This is a genomic window from Streptomyces sp. A012304 (assembly GCF_026008495.1).
In the GTDB taxonomy this organism is placed as follows: domain Bacteria; phylum Actinomycetota; class Actinomycetes; order Streptomycetales; family Streptomycetaceae; genus Streptomyces.
This window is the reverse complement of sequence record NZ_BQUN01000149.1, coordinates 1-591: the sequence shown is the minus strand read 5'-3', so window position 1 is coordinate 591 and position 591 is coordinate 1. Positions and strand designations below refer to the sequence as shown.

The following is a 591-nucleotide window of genomic DNA, read 5'->3' as shown; positions in this document are numbered from 1 at the left end:
TCGGTGACCGAGAGCACCTTTCCGGTGCGGGTGTAGGTGTACTTCCACTGCCCGCGCTCGTCGCCGGTGCCAACGGGCACGTCCTTGACGGTGAGCCGGTTCTGGCGGTCGTACTGGAACTTCGTCACGCGGCCGAGCGGGTCGGTCGTCTCGATGATGTTGCCGAGCGGGTCGTACTTGTTGGTGACCGTCGGGGCGACGGTCTGCGACGAGCCGGGCGCGGTGTAGGCGGGCGCGGTCGCGGTGACCGCGCGGCCGAGCCGGTCGTAGGCGGTGCGGTTGATACGGCCGAGCGCGTCGACCGACTCGGTGACCGCGCCGAAGGTGTCGTAACCGGTGAAGGTGACGGGCCGGGACGTGACGGGCGCACTGCCGCCGGACTCGGTCTGCACGGCGGGCGCGGTGACGGAGACCGGCCGGCCCAGCTCGTCGTAGCCGTACTCGGTCTTGTTGCCCGCCGGGTCGGTCTTGGACGTGGTCAGTCCGCGGTCGTCGTAGCTGTAGAGGGTGGTGCGGGAGTCGGTGCCGTTCTCGACCGTCTCGTGGGTGACGTTGCCCGCGTCGTCGTACTGGTAGCGGACGGAGTCGCCG

At 70.1% G+C, this 591-nt stretch carries 1 protein-coding gene; it reads right to left on the bottom strand.

What is annotated here, in order from left to right; all coding sequences use genetic code 11:
- Positions 1-591: RHS repeat protein (locus ALMP_RS35060; protein ID WP_264935805.1), on the bottom strand; the 591-nt coding region annotated here is incomplete at both ends.